We start from the raw sequence: 18,448 nt of genomic DNA, 5'->3' as shown, positions 1-18,448 counted from the left end.
AGCATGGAACTGCCGTCCGCCGCGAGGGACCAGGTGTCGCAGCTGCCTGAACATCTGCGTGAACTGGTCATGCGGCAGCTTGCCGGCGCCGCCGAGTCCGCACCCCGGGACCACCTGATCACCCCGGCGTCCAGGGACGGCGCGCTGCCGCTGTCGGCGGGCCAGCAGGGGCTGTGGTTCCTGGCCGACCTGAACCCCGACAACGTCGACTACAACGCGCTGAAGGTGCTGCGGCTGACCGGCGAGCTGCGCGTCGAGGCGCTGCGCGCGGCGCTCGACGACGTGGCCGCACGGCACGAGGCGCTGCGCACCACCATTGACGAGGTCGCCGGACGCGGCGTCCAGGTGGTGCACGAACCCGCCCCGGTGCCGGTCGACTTCGTCGACCTCGCCGACCTGCCGGAGGCGGAGCGCGCCGCCGCACTCGACAGCCGCCTGGAACGAGAGTCGTCCACCCCGTTCGACCTGCGCCGCGGCCCGCTGTTCCGGGTGACCTTGCTGCGCCTCGCCCCGGACGAGCACGTGCTCGTGCTGGGCCTGCACCACATCGTCGGCGACGGCTGGTCCATCGGCATCCTGTCCGGGGAACTGGGCGTCCGCTACGCGGCGCGGCTGGGCGGCCCGGCCGAGGCACTACCCGAAATGCCGCTCCAGTACGCCGACTTCGCCGTGTGGCAGCAACAGCGGCTGGCCGGGCCCGAGGTGGCCGGCCAGGTCGGGTACTGGCGCACGCAACTGGCCGGGCTGCCCCCCGTGGAGCTCCCGGCAGACCGGCCGCGGCCGCCGGTGCTCGGCTCGGCGGGCGCGATGCACGAGATCACCCTGCCGCAACCGCTGGCCGAGCGGCTGCGGGAGCTCAGCGCCCGCAGCGGCGCCACCTTGTTCATGACCCTGGTGGCCGCGAGCCAGCTGCTGTTCGCCCGCTACTCGGGGCAGCAGGACATCGCGGTGGGTTCGGTGGCCGCGGGCCGTGGCCGGGCCGAACTGGACCGGGTGATCGGCTTCTTCAGCAACACCGTCGTGCTGCGGTCCCAGGTGGAGGAGGCGCGGTCGTTCACCGAGTTCCTCGGCGACGTCCGTTCCACCGTGCTCGACGCGTTCGCCAACGACGAGGTCCCGTTCCAGCGGCTGGTGGACGTGCTGCGGCCGGAACGCGATCCGGGCCGGCCGCCCCTGGTGCAGGTGATGGTCAACCTGCAGAGCCTGCCGGGCGGGCGGGGCGAACTGCCGGGCCTGACGGTCACGGAGATCCCCGCGTCCGTGCACGTGGCCAAGTTCGACGTGTGCTTCGACTTCTTCGAGCACGACGGCACGCTGACCGGCCAGGTCGAGTACAGCACCGACCTCTTCGACCGGGCCACCATCGAGCGGATGAGCGGGCACCTGGTGACCCTGCTCGAGGGCGTCGCCTCCCGGCCGGACGAGCCGATGCGGTCGCTGCCCCTGCTCACCGAGCCCGAACAGCACCAGCTGGCCACCGAATGGAACGGCCCCACGGTCGGGTTCGGCCCCGCTCGCTGCCTGCACGACTTGTTCGACGAGCAGGCCGCGCGCATCCCGGACGCGATCGCGGTCAGCTGCGCCGGCGAACGACTCACGTTCGCCGGCCTGGCCACGCGCGCCAACCAGCTGGCGCGGCACCTGGCAGACCTGGGCGTGGGCCCGGGGACGCTCGTCGGCGTGTGCGTCGAGCGCGGCGTGGACGCGATGGTCGCGCTGCTGGGCGTCGTGAAGTCGGGCGCGGCGTTCGTCCCGCTCGACCCGGACTACCCGGCCCAGCGGCTGAGCATGATGCTGGCCGACGCCGCCGCCCCCGTGGTGGTGACCGAGACCGCCCTGGCGGACCGCGTCGCCGGACACGAGGGGACGGTGGTCCTCCTCGACCGCGACCGGCCCGTGCTCGACGCCCTGCCGGCCACGCCCCCGCAGTCTGGGGTCACCGTGGACGACCTCGTCTACGTGATCTACACCTCGGGCACGACCGGCAAGCCCAAGGGCGTGCTGATCAACCACCGCAACATCCACCACATCCTGCGGTCCTGGAACGCCCGGTACGGGCTGGACGAGATCCGCGGCCGGGCCCTGTGCGTGGCCAGCTTCGGTGTCGACCTGTTCCTCGGCGACTTCCTCTTCTCCGCCATGTTCGGCGGCGAGATGGTGGTGTGCCCGGCCGAGGCGGTGACCGACCCGCCCACGCTGGTGGACCTGATCGCCGAGGTCCGGCCGCAGATCCTGGCCACCACCCCGTCGCTGGCCCGGGCGATCAGCTCCGAACTGGAGTGGCGGGGCCTGACCCTGGACTCGTTGCGGCTGGTGTCCCTGGGCGCCGAGGGCTGGCCGGCCGGGGACGCCGCCGACCTGCTCGACCACATCGGCCCCGACGCCCTGGTGGTCAACGCGTACGGAGCGACCGAGACCACGGTGGACTCCACCGTCTTCGCCCTGCGTGGCGACCCGGTCGAGCCGTCGGCGTTCGTCCCGATCGGCAAGCCGATGGTCAACACCAGCGTGCACGTCCTGGACGAGACGGGCCGCCCGGCGCCGATCGGGGTGCCCGGCGAGCTCTACGTCGGTGGCGGCGGCGTGGCCCAGGGCTACTGGCAGCGGCCCGAACTGACCGCCGAGCGGTTCCCCCGGGACGTCCTCGGGCCGGGCACCGGCCGGTTCTACCGTACCGGCGACGTGGTGCGCTGGCGCGGTGACGGCAACCTGGAGTACCTCGGCCGAGCCGACGACCAGGTGAAGATCCGCGGCTTCCGGGTGGAGCTCGGCGAGGTGGAGAGCGCCCTGGCCCGCCACCCCGAGGTGGCCACCGCGGCGGCGGTGGCCCGGCGCGACGGCTCCGGCCACACCCGGCTGTTCGGTTACGTGGTGCCCGCCGGGACGCAGGCTCCCGACCTCGCGGCCATGCGGGCCTTCCTCACCGCCCACCTCCCGAGCCAGGCGGTGCCGACGGCGATCACGGTGCTCGACGCGCTGCCCATGACCCCGAACGGGACCCTGGACCGGCGCGCCCTGCCCGTGCCGGAGGAACCGGTGGCCGGCCTCTCCCACCGGGTCGCGCCGCGAACCCCCGTCGAGACCCTGCTCGTCGACGTCTGGGCGCAGGTACTGGGTGTGGAGCCCGACCGGATCGGCGTCGAGGACAACTTCTTCAACCTCGGCGGCGACTCGATCCTCAGCCTCCAGGTCGTCTCGCTCGCCCGGCGGTCGGGCCTCCGGCTGACCACCAAGCAGATCTTTCTGCGGCAGACCATCGCGGAGCTGGCCGGCGAGGTCACCGTGCTCACCGCGCCCGAGGCCGAACAGGGCCCGGTGACCGGGCCGGTGCCGCTGACGCCGGTCCAGCACTGGTACTTCGAGGAGTTCCCCGAGGCACCGGGCCACTTCAACCAGTCCCTGTACCTCGAACTCGACACCGACGCGGACACCGACGCGCTGCGCGCGGCCGTCGGTGCGGTGCTCGACCACCACGACATGCTGCGCATCCGGGCCGAACGGGTCGGCGGACGGTGGCAGCAGCGCACCGCGGCCGTCGCCGACAGCACGGGGGACCCCACGGTGTTCCGGAGCGTCGACCTGTCCGGGCTCGACGACGCCGCGCAGGACGAGGCGGTCGGTGCGGCGATCACCGCCGCGCAGACCGGGTTCGACATCCGGACCGGCCCGCTGTTCACTGCCCTGCTGCTCACCCTCGGCCGCGGCCGGCCGCCCCGCCTTTTCCTCGCCGCGCACCACTACGTCGTGGACGCGGTGTCCTGGCGGGTCATCCTGGCCGATCTGGACACCGGCTACCGGCAGGCGGCGCGCGGCGAGCAGGTGGACCTCGGCGCGAAGTCCACCTCGTTCCGCGCCTGGGCCGAGCGCCTGGCCGCCCTGGCGGCCGAAGGCGGCTTCGATGCGGAGCTGGACCACTGGACGCGGGTCGAGAAGGCCACGCTGGAGGCCGCCGCGCTGCCGGTGGACCGCAGGGGGCGCAACACCGCCGGCTCCGCGCGCACCCTGACCCGGCGGCTGGACGCGGACCGCACCGAGGCGCTGCTGCGCAAGGTGCCGCGGGTGTACCGGACCCAGGCCAACGACGTGCTGCTCAGTGCCCTCGCCCGGGTGCTGAGCAACTGGGCCGGCGGCACCGTTCCGGTGGAACTGGAGGGCCACGGGCGCGAGGACCTGTTCGACGACGTCGACCTCTCACGCACCGTCGGCTGGTTCACCACCGTGTTCCCGGTGGTGCTGGACCTGCCCGAGGACGAGGACTGGGGCGCCACGCTGAAGGCGGTCAAGGAGGGACTGCGTGCCGTGCCCTCCCGTGGCCTGGGCTACGGCGCTCTGCGCCACCTCGCCGCGCCGGGCGCGCTGAGCGGAGGCCGCCAGTGCCAGGTCGGATTCAACTACCACGGCCGGTTCGACACCGACCCCGGCGGCGCCGGGCTGTTCCGGGGCTGGTGCCGCAACCCCGTGCCCGACCGCGGACCCGACCAGGCCCGTCAGTGCCTGATCGAGGTCACCGGCATGGTGCGAGACGGCGAACTGGAGTTCGGCTGGGAGTACTCCGCCAACGTCCACCGTGAGGAGACGGTGGCGCAGTTGGCCGAGGAGTTCCTCGCGGCCCTGGAACAGATCGTCGAGCACTGCGCCCGGCCCGGTGCCGGCGGCTGCACGCCCTCGGACTTCCCGCTCGCGGGCCTGGCCCAGGAGGCGGTGGACCGCATCGCCGGCGACGGCCGGTTGATCGAGGACCTCTACCCGCTGACGCCGATGCAGAGCGGCATGCTGTTCCACTCGCTCGACGCGGACGGCGGCGGCGACGTGTACCTCACGCATTTCGCCGCGGTCGTGGACGGCGTGGACGACCCGCAACGGCTGGCCGACGCGTTCCAGCGCGTCGTGGACCGCACCCCGGTCCTGCGCACCGCGGTGGTCGGCTCCGGCGCGGACGTGCCGCTCCAGAGCGTCCACCGCGAGGTGCGGCTGCCGGTGACGCAGCTGGACTGGAGCGAGCTGACCCAGCAGCAGTACGAGGCCGTGTCGCGCTCGCTGTGGGACGGCCTGCCCGCGCTCGGACTCGACCTGACCCGGGCGCCGCTCATGCGGCTGACCATCGCCAGGCTTCCGGGGGCGAGCGTCCAGATCTTCTGGTCCTCCCACCACCTGCTGCTGGACGGCTGGAGTTTCGCCGACGTCCTGGCCCAGGTGTTCGAGGAATGGGGCGCCCTCGGCGGCGCACCGGTCCCGGCACCGAAGCCGCGCCGCCCCTTCCGGGACTACGTCCAGTGGCTGGCCGAGCAGGACGACGAGGCCGCGAAGACGCACTGGCGCCGCACGATGGAGGGCTTCACCGCCGCCACACCCCTGCCGTTCGACCGGCCGCCGCTGGCCGCGCACGACGCGCGCTCCTCGCGTGACGTGCACCTGCGACTGCCCGCCGAGCGCTCCAGCCGGCTCTACACGTTCGCCAAGAACGCGCGGCTGACGGTCAACACGGTCGTCCAGGGCGCGTGGGCGCTGCTGCTCGCCCGGCACAGCGGCGAGCGCGACATCTGCTTCGGCGCGACCGTCTCCGGTCGGCCGGAGAACCTGGCCGGTGCGGACGAGATCGTCGGTCTGTTCATCAACACCCTGCCCGTGCGCACGACCGTGGACACCGGCCTCGACCTGGTGACCTGGCTTCGGCGGATCCAGGACGAGCAGGTCGAGACCCGCCAGTTCGAACACGTGTCGCTGGCCCAGGTCCGGGGCTGGAGCGAGGTGACCCGCGAGTCGAACCTGTTCGACAGCATCGTCGTCTTCGAGAGCTTCCCCTACGACCGGGACGCGGCCTCCCGGTACGGGCTCACGGTGCGTGGGACCAACGGCGCCGAGGAGACCAACTTCGCCCTCGCGCTGACCGCGTACACCACCGACGAGCTGCGTCTGCGTCTCGGCTACGACCCGCTCCTGTTCGACCAGGACACCGTCGAGCGGCTCGTGGCACGCCTGGGGACGGTGCTCGACGCCTTCGCCGACCACGCCCGGTCCCCGCTCGGCTCGCTGCCACTGCTCCCCGCCGCCGAAGAGGCCGTTCTGCTGCACGAGTGGAACGCCACCACCCGGCCGACCGGAGCGCTGACCACCATCGAACTGTTCGAGCAGCAGGCGGCGGCCGGCCCGCGGAGCACCGCGCTGGTGCACCGGGACAGTGTGCTCAGCTACGCCGAACTGGACGCGCGCGCGAACCGGCTCGCCCACCACCTGGTCGCGCTGGGCCTCGGCCCCGAGAAGATCGCCGCCCTGGCCTGCCCGCGCACGCCCGACCTGCTGGTGGCCATGCTCGCGGTGCTCAAGACCGGCGGCGCCTACCTGCCCCTGGACCTGGACCACCCGCGCGAACGCCTCGCCCACATGCTGCGCGATGCGGCCCCGGCCCTGGTCCTGACCGGCGACGCCGACGTCCCCGGCCTGCCGCAGGGCACGCCCGTGCTCTCGCTCACCGACCCCGGCGTGGTCGCCGCGCTGGCGGACCACCCGGCCACGCGCCCGGTCCCGTCCGCGCCGGCCAACACCGAGAACGCCGCCTACACGCTCTACACCTCCGGCTCCACCGGGCAACCGAAGGGCGTGGTGGTCACCCGGGGCAACCTGCGCAACTTCGTGGTCGACATGCGCGACCGCACCGCGATGACCCCTGGGGACCGGCTGCTGGCGGTGACGACCGTCGGCTTCGACATCGCGCACCTGGAGCTGTTCGTGCCGCTGGTCAGCGGTGCGACCGTGGTGCTGGCCGACAAGGAACTGGTCGGCGACCCGCAGCAGTTGCGTGAGCTGGTCGACGAGCAGGGGGTCACCGTGATGCAGGCGACACCGAGTCTGTGGCGAGGTGTGCTGGAGGGCGCACCGGAGATCCTGGCCCGGCTGCGGGTGCTGGTCGGCGGCGAGGCGCTGCCCCAGGAGCTGGCCGACGCACTGACCGCCGGGTCGCCGTCGGTGACGAACGTGTACGGGCCGACCGAGACCACGATCTGGTCGACCGCCGCGCAGCTGACGCCAGGCCTGTCGGATCGCGCCGCCGGCGGGCCGCCGATCGGCAGGCCGATCGCCAACACCCGGGTGTACGTGCTCGACGCCGACCTGCGGCCCACCCCGCCCGGCGTGCCCGGCGAGCTGTACATCGCGGGCGCCGGAGTGGCCCGGGGCTACGCGAACCGTGCCGCGCTGACCGCGACCCGGTTCGTCGCCGATCCGTACGGGCCCGGTGGCGAGCGGATGTACCGCACCGGGGACGTGGTGCGCCGGCGCGCCGACGGGAACCTGGAGTTCGTCGGCCGGGTCGACGACCAGGTCAAGATCCGGGGTTTCCGGATCGAGCTCGGCGAGATCGAGACCGTGCTGGGCACCCATCCGCAGGTGGGCTCGGCCGTCGTGGTGGCACGGGAGGACCAGCCGGGCAACCGGCAGCTGGCCGCGTACTTCGTGCCGGCCGGGGACCTGCCCGCCGTGACCGCGGACCTGAAGGCGCATCTGGAGCGCCACCTGCCGGGCTACATGGTGCCCGCGTTCCTGGTGGCGCTGGAGACCTTCCCGATGACGCCGAGTGGCAAGGTCGACCGGCGGGCGCTGCCCGTCCCGGACGCCGTCCCGGACTCCGACGCGCCCCGGATCGCCCCGAGCGAAGGGGCGCAGGCCACCCTGGCCGCGATCTGGGCGGACGTGCTCGGCATCCCGGTCGACCGGATCGACGCGACGAGCGACTACTTCGCGCTCGGCGGGAACTCGGTGCTGAGCGTCCAGGTGGTCTACCGCGCCCGCCGGGCCGGATGGCACATCGTGCCGAAGGACCTGTTCTCGTCCCCGACCATCGAGCGCCTGGCCGCCGTGGCGGTACCCGCCGTGGATCCCACGGCGGCGGCCATACCCCGGCAGACCCCTTCCGAGCCGACCCCTTCCGAGCCGACCTCTTCCGAGCCGACGCCGACCGGTACGGAAAGGCCCACCGGCGCCGCAAGGGTGACGACCTCCGGCGCCCCGGACCACGGCGCCGTCAGCCACGCGTTCCTGACCGCCCGCCTCACCGAGCTGGCACACCGGCACCAGGTGCCGGGCGCGCAGCTCGCGCTGCGCCTCGGCGGCCGGTTGGTCACCGTCGAGACGGGGGAGCGGGTGGCGGGCGGCGGCCTGCCGGTCACGGCCGACACCGTGTTCCCCGTCGCCTCCCTGACGAAGCCGGTGACCGCACTGCTCGTGCAACGGCTGGCGACCGAAGGACGCCTCGACCTGGACGCCCCGATCGGCGCGTACCTCCCCGAGCTGGCCGTCACCGGCCCGGTGGGTCGGGTGACCGCCCGGCAGGCCCTCAGCCACACCGGCGGACTGGTCGCCGCGGTCGACGAGCGGGTGCCCAGCGCGGACCGGCGTGCCTGGGTGGAGGCGCACTGCGACGAGACCGCCGTCCTCGACCGGCCGGGCAGCGCGTTCTCCTACTCCGACGTCGGCTACGTGCTCGCGGGCCGTCTGGTCGAGGTGCTCACGGGCCTGGACTGGCGGACCGCCGTGGAGTCGATGCTGCTGCGTCCGCTCGGGATCACGGCCGCGTTCCACGGGGAGCCGGGCGCGCGTCCCGTGGCCCGGGGCCACGTGGTGCTCGACCAGGTGCTCACCGTGCCCGAGCAGAACTTCTCCCCGCTCGACGACCCCGCCGTGGCGCTGGCGGCCGGCGCGGCCGACCTGGTGCGGCTGGCCGGTGTGCACGACCGGACCGCGCCAGGAGTGCTCGACCCCGCGGCCGCCGACGCGATGCTCCAGGATCAGACCGCCGGCCTGGCGGTCGGACCCTTCGGCCTGGCCGACGGCTGGGGACTGGGCTGGGCCGTGTTCCACGGCGCGGACGGCGCGTGGAACGGCCACGACGGCAGCGGCGACGGCGCCTGGTCCCACCTGCGCTTCGACCCGTCCACCGGCACGGCCGTCGCGCTCACCGCGAACGCGAGCACCGGCGCCGCCCTGTGGGAGGACCTGCTGGCCGAACTCGGCGCGGCGGGCCTGGTCGTGGCCGACCACTCCAAGCGCGTGCTGTCCGCTCCGGGCGCGCGGATCGGCGCACCGGCCGAGTGCGCGGGGTACTACGCCAACGGCGACTGGGGCTGCCTGGTCCAGGAGCGGCCCGAAGGACTCACCCTGTCCGTCGGGCACGGCCCGCACGCCACGCTCAGGTGCCACGCCGATCTGCGGTTCACCGCGGAGGGCGGTGGCGGAGTGCCGGGCACGGGCCGGTTCGTGCGCGACCCCGACACGGGCCGGATCGAGCTGCTCCAGCTCGCCGGGCGGCTGCTGCGTCGTAGCGCCGCACCCGTGAGGTGACGCTGGAGCTGGAACCCGCTCGCGTGGCGCCGCCGCTGTCACGCAACCGGAACTACCACGTGCTGTGGGGCAGTCAGCTGGTGTCCGAACTGGTCAGCCAGCTCTGCCTGATCGCGTTCCCGCTGATGGTGCTGGCGGCGACCGGCTCCGCGGCCCGGATGGGTGGCGTCGCCGCGGTCGTCGCGGCGGCGCGGATGGCGGGAGGCGTTCCGGCGGGCGCGCTGGTGGACCGCTTCGACCACAGGCGGGTGATGCTGGTGTGCCAGGGCGTCCGCACGGTGGCCATGGCGGGCCTGGTGGCGGTGCTGCTCTGGCATCACTTCTCGCTGCCCTGTGTGCTCGTGGCCGCGGCGGCCGAGGGGCTGCTCGGGGCGGCCTTCGATCCGGCCGAACACGCCGCGCTGCCGCGGGTCGTGGCCGAGTCCCAGCTGTCGCAGGCGGTGGCGCGCAACACGACGCGCCAGTACGTCGCCACGCTGCTGGGCCCGGCGGGCGCGGGATTCCTGTTCGCGGTCCAGCGGGCGGCCCCGTTCACGGTCGCTGTCGGGCTGCTGGCGACATCTTGCGTCGTGCTGTGCTTCCTCGACCTTCCACGGGCGGCCGAGCCCGGCAGGGCGTCGGCGGGCCCACCCGAGCAGGCGGGGTCGGTCGGCAGCGGGTTCCGCTGGGCGCTGGGACACCCCGTGATCCGGCCGACGCTGGCCTGGCTGACGGGCGTTGAGCTGTGCGTCTCCGCGTTGCTCGTCGTGGTGCTGGCGCTGTCCGGGGAGAACGGCCTGGCCCCGGGCGCGTTGGGTCTGGTGATGACCGGATTCGGCCTCGGCGGCCTGCTGGGGGCCGCGTTCGCGAGCCGGCTGCACGCGGCCCTGCCGGCGGCGGCGGTCATCCTCGGGTTCCCCTGGACCACGGCGGCCCTGGTGCTGGTGCTGGCTCTGGTGCCGGCCGGTGTGCCCACCGCGGTGGTGCTCGGCGGGATCGCGTGCATGATCCCCACCGCGTTCACCACGGTCATGACCTACCAGCTCACGGTCGCGCCCGAGAAGCTGCGCGGCCGTCTGAGCGGCGTCATCGGGCTCTTCGCGGGCGGCGCCGGTGCCGTGGGCCCGCTGCTGGGAGGGCTGCTGACGGCGAACCGGGGCAGCCACGGCAGTCTGCTGGTCCTCTGCGCCGCCCTGGCCGCCGTCGCGTTGGGCAGCACCCTCAGCCCCGCCCTGCGCCGGTTTCCCACACTGAGGTGACAGCGGACGACCCGAAAGGGCCGCGTCCCCTCAGCCTTACGGCGAGTGAGGGGACGCGGCCCTTTCTCGAGCGCCTCAGGTCATCGAGCAGCCCGACGTGCTCTTGTCGGTGACGACCGCTGACGTGTAGGGGCAGGCGACACCGATCCAGGTCAGCTGCTTCCACAGCCGGGCCCACGATTCCCGGGGGTTGCGGCAGACCAGGAAGTCGGCGCCCCTGTCGGCGACCGGCAGGCTGATCCGGAAGGTGCCGGCGAGCGTGCAGCTCTGGAACAGGGCGGAGAAGGACGCACGGTCCACGCCGACCGCGATGACGACGTTCGTGCCGTCGGCGGGCCTGCCGTAGTCGGCGTAGGAGTTGTGCGCGCTGTAGGCGTGGGGGAGACCGTACTGCGGCCCGTACCTGTCCAGTGCGCCCGCGAGACCGTAGTGGTTGGCGTAGATGACGGCGTGCGCCCGGTCCTGCGGGGACAGCGACCGGTCGACGCCGGCGACCTCCCGCGCCAGCTGGGGCCACCCCGACTGGTCGAGCTGGGAGACCCCGAGCTCTTTCAGGACCGGGTTCGACCCGTACCACGCCGCCGGCAGCACCGGCAGCATCATCACGGCCGACAGCAGCACGTTGAGCACCAGCGCGCCGCAGGCCACCGAACGGCGCAGGGCGGTCCTCGCCCACCCCACCGCCACCACGGAGCCCGCCGCCAGCAGCACCACCTGCAGGCCGGCCGTGTACTCGGGGTCCCCGCCGATGACGACGAGCAGCACCGACATGAACAGGTAGCCGAGGGCGACGGACCGGTAGGCCCGCCACGCCGGGCGGCGGAAGAGGGCCACCAGCCCGGAGATCCATACCGGACTGAGGAACAGACCGATCATCAGGATCTGGAACGGGACGAAGGCGACGCGGGAGTCCGCGCCCAGGGCGATCGTCAACGCCGCGCTCATCTTGACCGCGGGCCAGCCGTGCGCGATCTGCCACGCCACCATCGGCGCCGAGATCGCCGCGGCGATCGCTGTTCCCGCCGCGAGGTGGCGACCGCGCAGGACCGTCCGTGGCCCGAGCACCAGGAGGCCCACCAGCAGCGAGAGGATGAGCAGCACGATCAGGTTCTTGGCGAGCACGCCGACACCGGCGACAGCACCGATGGCCGGCCACAGCCGGCTGTCCCCGGTCCGCAGCAGGCGGATGAACAGCCAGCCCAACGTCACCCAGCTGAGCAGGTCGGGGCCGTTGGTTGTCAGCATGTGCCCGGCGTTGAGCGTGACCACCGACCCGGCCGTGGAGACGGCGGCGAAGACCTGGGCGCCGCGCCCGCCGCCGAGCTCACGTGCGATCAGGCCCGACACCCACACGTCGAGGCAGGCCAGCAGGGCCGGCACCACCCGCAGCCCGGTCAGGTTGTCGCCGAAGAGGAGGGTCTCCCCTCTGGCGATGAGTGCGACCAGCGGGGGCTGGTCGACGTACCCCCACGCGAGGTGGTTCCCGGACACCCGGTTGTACAGCTCGTCGACGTGATAGCCGTACCGCCCCGAGAGGGACAGCAACAGCACACCCACCACGACCGAGACGGTCAGCAGCGGCCATCGGTACAGCGCGGGAACCGGAATTGAACGGTCCCGGGAGGACGCCGAAGGTTTACTGGTTGTGGTCGCCACGTGAGCCACACCTCTCTGATTCACTGTTGGGGTTCGGCTACGCGGATTTTCTCCGCCGCCGCGCGCCCGGGCGACCATGTTGAATTGTAGGAAAAACTCGGCGAATCAGCTTGTGTCCGGTTCAGGACGTCACTGCCGCCAGAACCGGATCGAGGAATCGCAACAGTTCCTGGACGTCGATTTCGATGCTCTGCTCCGGGCGTCCGCTGCCGCAGTGGACGCGGTCCATCTCGAGGACCGCGGAGTCGAAGATCACCAGCACGTCGGCGCGACCGCAGACCGGACTGGCGCCGCCGGGCTCCATGGCCAGTTCCCGCAGGTCCTCCGGCTCGGCCTGGCGCAGCGATGCCCGCGGGACCCCCGCCGCCTTCGCAAGGCGCCCGTAGTGCACCCGACGCTCCATGGGCAGGGCGGCCAGGATGAACGTCTCCTCCGTGCGAAAGACCATGGTCTTGAGCAACTGCTCGACGGGAAGCCCGAGTTCCCGCTCGATGTCGGACTGGGTGCGGATGGGCACGTGCTCGTGGAGCGTGAAGGCGATCCCCGTCCGCTCCAGGACCTGGACAGGCGAGTCGCAGGGCGAGTGTCCGGTGGCGGCGTCCGCCGGCGACGTGGAAGTCATGCGGTCCACAGTAGCTGAGTACCCGTCACGGCACCCCCGCTCATTCCTCCCGGTGATGAACATTCCGGGAGATCGAGGTGTACGACCCAAACCTTGTTTCCCGCAGAGGAAAATTGGCCTTTCCGGACCTCTGGGGCTGTTTTGATTTCGTGTCGAACCGCGCGCCGGGGTGTCCTAGACTCGCGCCTGTGTCGAAGATTGAAGAACTCGAGGCCCGATGCAGGGCGAGGCGAGCCGCCGCCGACGCCTACTCCATGGAGATCCGGGAGAAGTACCGCCGCGCCGGGGTGTTGACGGAGGCGGAGCGGGCGGAGCTGGACCGGCTGCGCGAGACGGCGAGTGCCGCGTCGGTCGAGCTGCACCGCGCCCGCCAGACGGCCAGGGGCCATACAAGCGGCGGCTAGCCCTGTGCCGCCGCCCCGACGGGCGGGGCGGCGGCACGCGACGTCGTGCTCAGGGCTGGATCGTCAGCGCGAACACGTGGATCGCGGGGGCGTCCGGCAGGGTGACCGCCTGGACGGTCTTACCCGGCGTCAGCGGGACGGTGTTGGTGAACACGCCGTAGCTGATGCCGAAGTTGGCCGGTCCGGTCGGGGTGTTCCGGTGGTCCGTGGTGAAGGCCGTCTTCGCGCCGTAGGCGTCGGTCGGGGCGCAGCACCAGTTCGGGAAGCCGAGTTGACCGGTGCTGGTGGTCCCGTCGGTGTAGGTGACGGTGACCGTGCCGGAGACGAAGCCGGCCTCCGCGCCGAGAAAGCCGAGCGTGCTGCCCTTTCCGGTCAGGGTGATCTCCTGGCCCGAGGTGGAGACGTTGTCCGCCGTGCCGGGCGCGGCCGAGGGCCAGGTGAAGCTCAGGCCGTTGGCGCTGACCGTGGCGCCCGGTGTGACACCGGCCTTGGCGAGCGCCTCGGTGGAGTAGCTGTCACCGCCGCCGTCGAAGTTCCCGGCCGTGGTGGCGCTCTCCGAGGTGGCGCCGACGTTGTCGAAGGCGGCCGCCAGCGAGGGGAAGGGGACGACCTGGACGATCGTCCGCTCACCGGCGACCGAGTCGGTGCGGGCCGAGCCGGCCCGGTAGCGCGCGGTCGCGTCGAGGGTGGTGACCGTCGTGCCCGGCGCGCCCTCGGGGCCGCGCACGGTCACGGTGGCCGACGCCGAGCCGCCCGCAGCGACGCGCGGCAGCCGCAGCGTGGACGGGCTGACCGTCCAGCCCGCGGGGCCGGAGACGTGCACGCTGGCGTCGGTCAGGGCGACGGCGCCGTGGTCGGCCAGGGTGATCCGGTAGCGGCCAGGTTGCCTGGCGGTGCTGACGTCGTGCCAGCTGACGGTCGTGGCGGGGGCCAGGCCGCGGCCCGCGCCCGGGTGGACCCGGACCAGCACGGTGGCGTGCGGCGGCACGTCGGCGGCGATCACCCCGGTGGTCGCGGTGACCTGGTGGGTGACCAGGTTCTCCAGCCGGTATCCGGCGGCGGAGCGCAGCCCGGCCCTGGCGGCCGTGGTGGTGATCGTCTGCGCGGTGTCGGAGGAGTTGAACAACGCCACGGCCCGGTCGCCGTTGGCCAGCGGCTTGCTCAGCACGTCGTAGCCGGTGCCGTGCTGGACGATCCGGCCCTGCACCCCGAGGCGGTCCTGGTCCACGGCGATGACGTCGCGGTTGCCGAGCACGGCCAGGGCGGCGGGGGAGAGGTGGGTGAGGTCGGTGCTGGAGATCAGCGGTGCCGCCATCATCGCCCAGAGCGAGACCTGGCTCTGGATCTCGTCGCGGCTGAGGCCGGAGTCGCCCGCGAGCAGGAAGTCGGGGTCGTTCCAGCGGCCGGGCCGCTGGAGCGCCGCGAGGCCCACGTTGTAGCCGTAGTTGTAGTCGATCGAGGCCCACTTGTCGGCGCCGGTGTCCTGGCCGAGCGCGATGTCCGCGCCCTCGCGCCAGAGGTTGCCGTACTGCGCGGACCAGCGGATCACCGAGTCCCAGTTCGCCTCGCCCTGGAAGTAGGCGGGCGCGGAGATCGAGAAGACGATCCTGCGGTGGGTGTTCAGCAGCGCCGCGCTCATCGCGGCGTAGGTGTCGCGGTAGCTCTGCTCGTCGGTCTCCCCGGGCTTGGTGGGGACGTTGCAGCCGTCGAGCTTGACGTAGTCGACGCCCCAGGAGGCGAACAGGTCGGCGTCCTGCTGCCAGTGGTCGAGCGAGCCGGGGAAGCCACCGCAGGTGCTGGTGCCGGCGTCCTCGTAGATGCCGAACTTCAGCCCGAGTTTGTGCAGTTGCTGTCCGACGTAGGCCATCCCGTGCGGGAAGAGGGTCGGGTTGGCGACCAGCTCGCCGTTGGCGTCACGCTGCTGGGCCATCCAGCAGTCGTCGATGGTGACGGTGTCGTAGCCCTTCTTCGCCAGGCCCGAGCTGACCAGGGCGTGGGCGTTGCCGAGGATGGTCTGCTCGTTGATCCCGCACTGGTAGTAGGACCAGTCGTTCCAGCCCATGGGTGGCGTCGGTGCGAAGTTCGGGTACTGCGTCACGGCGGCGGCGTGGGCGGACGGGGCGAACAGCAGTCCGGCACTGGCGGCGGCCAGTGCGGCGGCGCCGGCGACGGCGGCACGAACCCGCCGGGGGAAAGGAGATGACACGCTTCGACCTCACGGATGCTCGGCGTCAGGGCATTCAGGGCAGGGCGGCTGAGGATCGCTCAGCCGCCTCCGTTCTAGAGGATGTTGCGCACTTATGACAAGACTGACGCACAAATACGCAGGTCTGCGCGACAGGTGCAGCAGGTGTGAACAGTCTGGAAGGAGCGCTGTCCCGCTCCCGCGAGCCGTCCGGGGTATATGGAGCCGCACCTGCGTGGGCTGATGCCTAATCAGACTGGCACCTGCGACCGCATGGGTGTCGGCCTGGTGGCGCGCGGGAACGACTCCTGGCGACAGCCACGAAAGGAGCGGCGATGAGTCCGGACACGCGGGTCTGCGACGGGGTCGAACTGACGGGTGATCTGGAGCGCCCGCTGCGGCTGGACGCGGACACCCTGCGGTCGTGGCCGCAGCACACGACCGACGCGCTCTACACCTGCGGCCGGACGGGCCCGCACCGGCACACCTTCACCGGCCCGCTGCTGCACGACGTGCTGGCCGACGCCCGCCCCCGCTTCGACCCGGCCAGACGCAAGGAGCGGGCCCGGTACCTGATCGGTGTGCGTGGCGCCGACGGGCACCTCGCCGTGCTCACCTGGGCCGAGATCGACCCCGAGTTCGCGGCCGCGCCGGTCCTGCTGGCCGTCGCCCTCGACGGGGTCGCCCTGGGAGCGGACGGCCCCCAGCTCGTCGTCCCGCAGGACCACTGCGGCACCCGCTACATCCGCCGGGTCAGCTCGATCAGGGTCGACGGCTACGACCGGGGCTGAGCCGTGTCCTTGAGGTGCTCCTCCAGGCGGCTGCCCTCGATGTCCGGGTCGGGCACGTAGCGGGCGAACCAGCGCGGGTGGTACCAGATCTTCGCGCCCACGATCGCCATCACGGCCGGCACCACGGTCAGCCGCACCACGAAGGCGTCGAGGAACACGCCTGCCGCGAAGCTGAACCCGATCGCCTTGATGGTCGGGTCGTTGGTGAACATGAACGCCACGAAGATCGAGAACATGATCAGCGCCGCCGCGGTCACCACCCGCGCCGAGCGGGAGGTGCCGCGCTCCACCGCGCCGCGCGCGTCGCCGGTGGCGGTGAAGTCCTCCTTGATCCGGGAGACGACGAAGACCTCGTAGTCGCTGGAGAGACCGAAGATGATGGCCAGCATGATCAGCGGCAGGAAGCTGATCGTCTCGGTCGGGGTGATGTTGAAGATGTGCCGGCCCCAACCCCACTGGAACATCGCCACCTGCGCGCCGAACGCCGCCGCGACCGAGAGCAGGAAGCCGATGATCGACTTGATCGGCACCAGGATGGTCCGGAACGCCAGCGTCAGCAGGATGAACGCGAGCCCGACCACCACGGCGAGGAAGACGGGCAGCGCGTCGGCCAGCTTCTGCGAGACGTCGATGTTGGACGCCGTCGTCCCGCCGACCAGGACGGGCGCGCCGACGACGGCCTCGATCCTGGCCCGGTTGTTCCGCAGCCCGTGCACGAGGTCCGCCGTCGCGGTGTCGTTCGGGCCGCTCTTCGGCACCACCCGGACGATCGCGACCTGCGGGTTCGAGGCAAGGGGGGACGCCGCGGCGACGTCCTGCTGCGTCGCCAGCAGCCCTGCCAGCCGCTGGGCGTCGGCCGCCGGAACGCCGTGCTCGGTCACCACCAGCAGCGGGCCGTTGTAGCCGGGCCCGAAGTGGTCGCTGATCAGGTCGTAGGCGCGGCGCTGGGTGTTGGAGGTGGGCTTGGACGCGCCGCTGGGCAGCCCGAGCTGCATGTCCAGCGCGGGCACAGCCAGGAGCAGCAGCAGCGCGATGCCCGCGAACGCCACCAGCGGCCGGTACCTCACGACGAACCGCGCCCAGCGGGCCCCGCGCGTGCTCGGGGACTCCGCGGCGGAGGTCTTGGCGACCCGCTCGTGGTGCCCCGGCCGCAGCCGGGTGTCGACGAAGGAGGTGATCTTTTTGCCCGCGAAGCCCAGCAGCGCGGGCAGCAGCGTCAGCGCGATCAGCAGGGCGATCGCCACGGCCGCCGCCGCGGAGAGCCCCATCACCGTCAGGAACGGGATGCCGACCACGGACATGCCGCAGAGCGCGATGATCACCGTCAGCGCGGCGAACACCACCGAGCCGCCCGCCGTGCCGACGGCCAGGCCGATCGACTCGTCCAGATCCATCCCTTGGAGCACCTGGTTGCGGTGCCGGAAGAGGACGAACAGGCCGTAGTCCACCCCGCAGGAGAGCCCGAGCATGATCGCGACGGTGGTCGAGGCGGACGCGATGTTGATGACCGACGCGAGCGCCGTGATGCCCATCAGCGAGACCACCACGCCCAGGATCGCCGTCAGGATCGGCATCCCGGCGGCCACCAGCGCACCGAAAGTGATCAGCAGGATCACGAACGCGATGACCAGCCCGATCAGCTCCGGCAGTTCGGACGGCACCAGCCGCCAGCCGGGGAACACGCTGCCGGAGTACTCCACCTGCACGCCTGCCTGCTGCGCGGGTACGACGGCCGCCTTCAGCGCGTCCAGTGACGCGTCCTTCACGTCCGGCGGCTGCGCGTCCCACTGCACGGTGACGAGCGCCACCTGCCCGTCAGGCGAGATCCCGTGCGCGGTGTAGGGGTCCGCGACGGTCGCGACCTGCGGCACCTTCCTGATCCGGGCGAGCGAGTCCTCGATCCCGGCCTTGGGCCCTGGATCGCCGACGCGCTGACCCGCCGGTACGGCGTAGACGACCTGCGTCTGACCGCCCGCCAGCGCGGGCAGCGTGCGCTTGAGCAGGTCCGTGGTCTGCTGCGACTCGGTCCCGGGGATGGTGAACGTGTCGTTCGTCTTTCCGCCCGAGGCGGTCGCCAGAACGACGGCGATCACCGCGACGGCCAGCCAGATCCCGAGCACGAGCCGCCGCCGCCGGAACGCCCAGCGCCCGAGCCGGAAGAGATAGGTGGACACCCTCGCATTCTGCGGAGGGGCTGCGGCCCACCGCGATCCGGGCGG

8 protein-coding genes are annotated in these 18,448 nt (G+C 72.4%); 4 read left to right on the top strand and 4 right to left on the bottom strand.

Features of this window, described 5'->3' with window-relative positions:
• Positions 1–3 precede the first annotated feature (3 nt).
• Both ABH931_RS18640 and ABH931_RS18635 read left to right on the top strand, forming a co-directional pair.
• Positions 4–9,333, top strand: a complete 9,330-nt coding sequence (locus tag ABH931_RS18640) for an amino acid adenylation domain-containing protein (RefSeq protein ID WP_370114625.1) — start codon at positions 4–6, stop codon at positions 9,331–9,333.
• Between the two features lie 23 nt (positions 9,334–9,356).
• The gene (locus ABH931_RS18635) at positions 9,357–10,571 is read left to right on the top strand and encodes an MFS transporter (RefSeq protein ID WP_370114623.1); all 1,215 of its coding nucleotides are present in this window, start codon (positions 9,357–9,359) and stop codon (positions 10,569–10,571) included.
• Between the two features lie 75 nt (positions 10,572–10,646).
• Here ABH931_RS18635 and ABH931_RS18630 read toward each other — a convergent pair whose 3' ends face one another.
• Together ABH931_RS18630 and ABH931_RS18625 are read right to left on the bottom strand one after the other, a co-directional pair.
• Positions 10,647–12,227, bottom strand: coding sequence for a glycosyltransferase family 39 protein (locus tag ABH931_RS18630; RefSeq protein ID WP_370114621.1), 1,581 nt, complete (start codon positions 12,225–12,227; stop codon positions 10,647–10,649).
• A 121-nt stretch (positions 12,228–12,348) separates the two neighbouring features.
• A complete protein-coding gene (locus ABH931_RS18625; RefSeq protein ID WP_370114619.1) occupies positions 12,349–12,849 on the bottom strand; it encodes an aminoacyl-tRNA deacylase in 501 nt (166 codons plus the stop codon).
• 188 nt (positions 12,850–13,037) lie between these two features.
• On the opposite strand from ABH931_RS18625, the gene ABH931_RS18620 reads away from it, so the two are divergent.
• On the top strand, positions 13,038–13,253 hold the full coding sequence (locus ABH931_RS18620) for a hypothetical protein (RefSeq protein ID WP_370114617.1): 216 nt from the start codon (positions 13,038–13,040) through the stop codon (positions 13,251–13,253).
• Between the two features lie 49 nt (positions 13,254–13,302).
• On the opposite strand, the gene ABH931_RS18615 is transcribed toward ABH931_RS18620, so the two are convergent.
• The gene (locus ABH931_RS18615) at positions 13,303–15,459 is read right to left on the bottom strand and encodes an NEW3 domain-containing protein (RefSeq protein WP_370114615.1); all 2,157 of its coding nucleotides are present in this window, start codon (positions 15,457–15,459) and stop codon (positions 13,303–13,305) included.
• A 314-nt stretch (positions 15,460–15,773) separates the two neighbouring features.
• Between ABH931_RS18615 and ABH931_RS18610 the strand changes: the two genes are divergently transcribed.
• Positions 15,774–16,229 (top strand): molybdopterin-dependent oxidoreductase, encoded by a 456-nt coding sequence (locus ABH931_RS18610; RefSeq protein ID WP_370114613.1) that lies wholly within the window; start codon positions 15,774–15,776, stop codon positions 16,227–16,229.
• On the opposite strand, the gene ABH931_RS18605 is transcribed toward ABH931_RS18610, so the two are convergent.
• Complete coding sequence (locus ABH931_RS18605; protein ID WP_370114611.1) at positions 16,214–18,403, bottom strand: MMPL family transporter; 2,190 nt, start codon at positions 18,401–18,403, stop codon at positions 16,214–16,216. The two genes, ABH931_RS18610 and ABH931_RS18605, sit on opposite strands and share 16 nt — an antisense overlap.
• Positions 18,404–18,448: the final 45 nt, after the last annotated feature.

Origin of the sequence: Streptacidiphilus sp. MAP12-33 (assembly GCF_041261265.1) — a bacterium.
GTDB lineage: Bacteria > Actinomycetota > Actinomycetes > Streptomycetales > Streptomycetaceae > Streptacidiphilus.
Note: the sequence above shows the minus strand (reverse complement) of the source record. Positions and strands in the feature narration are given on the sequence as shown.

Bases quoted from the DNA above. Each gene is read 5' to 3' on its own strand.
- ABH931_RS18640 (WP_370114625.1), top strand. From the start codon at position 4: ATGGAACTGCCGTCCGCCGCGAGGGACCAGGTGTCGCAGCTGCCTGAA.
- ABH931_RS18625 (WP_370114619.1), bottom strand. From the start codon at position 12,849: ATGACTTCCACGTCGCCGGCGGACGCCGCCACCGGACACTCGCCCTGC.
- ABH931_RS18610 (WP_370114613.1), top strand. From the start codon at position 15,774: ATGAGTCCGGACACGCGGGTCTGCGACGGGGTCGAACTGACGGGTGAT.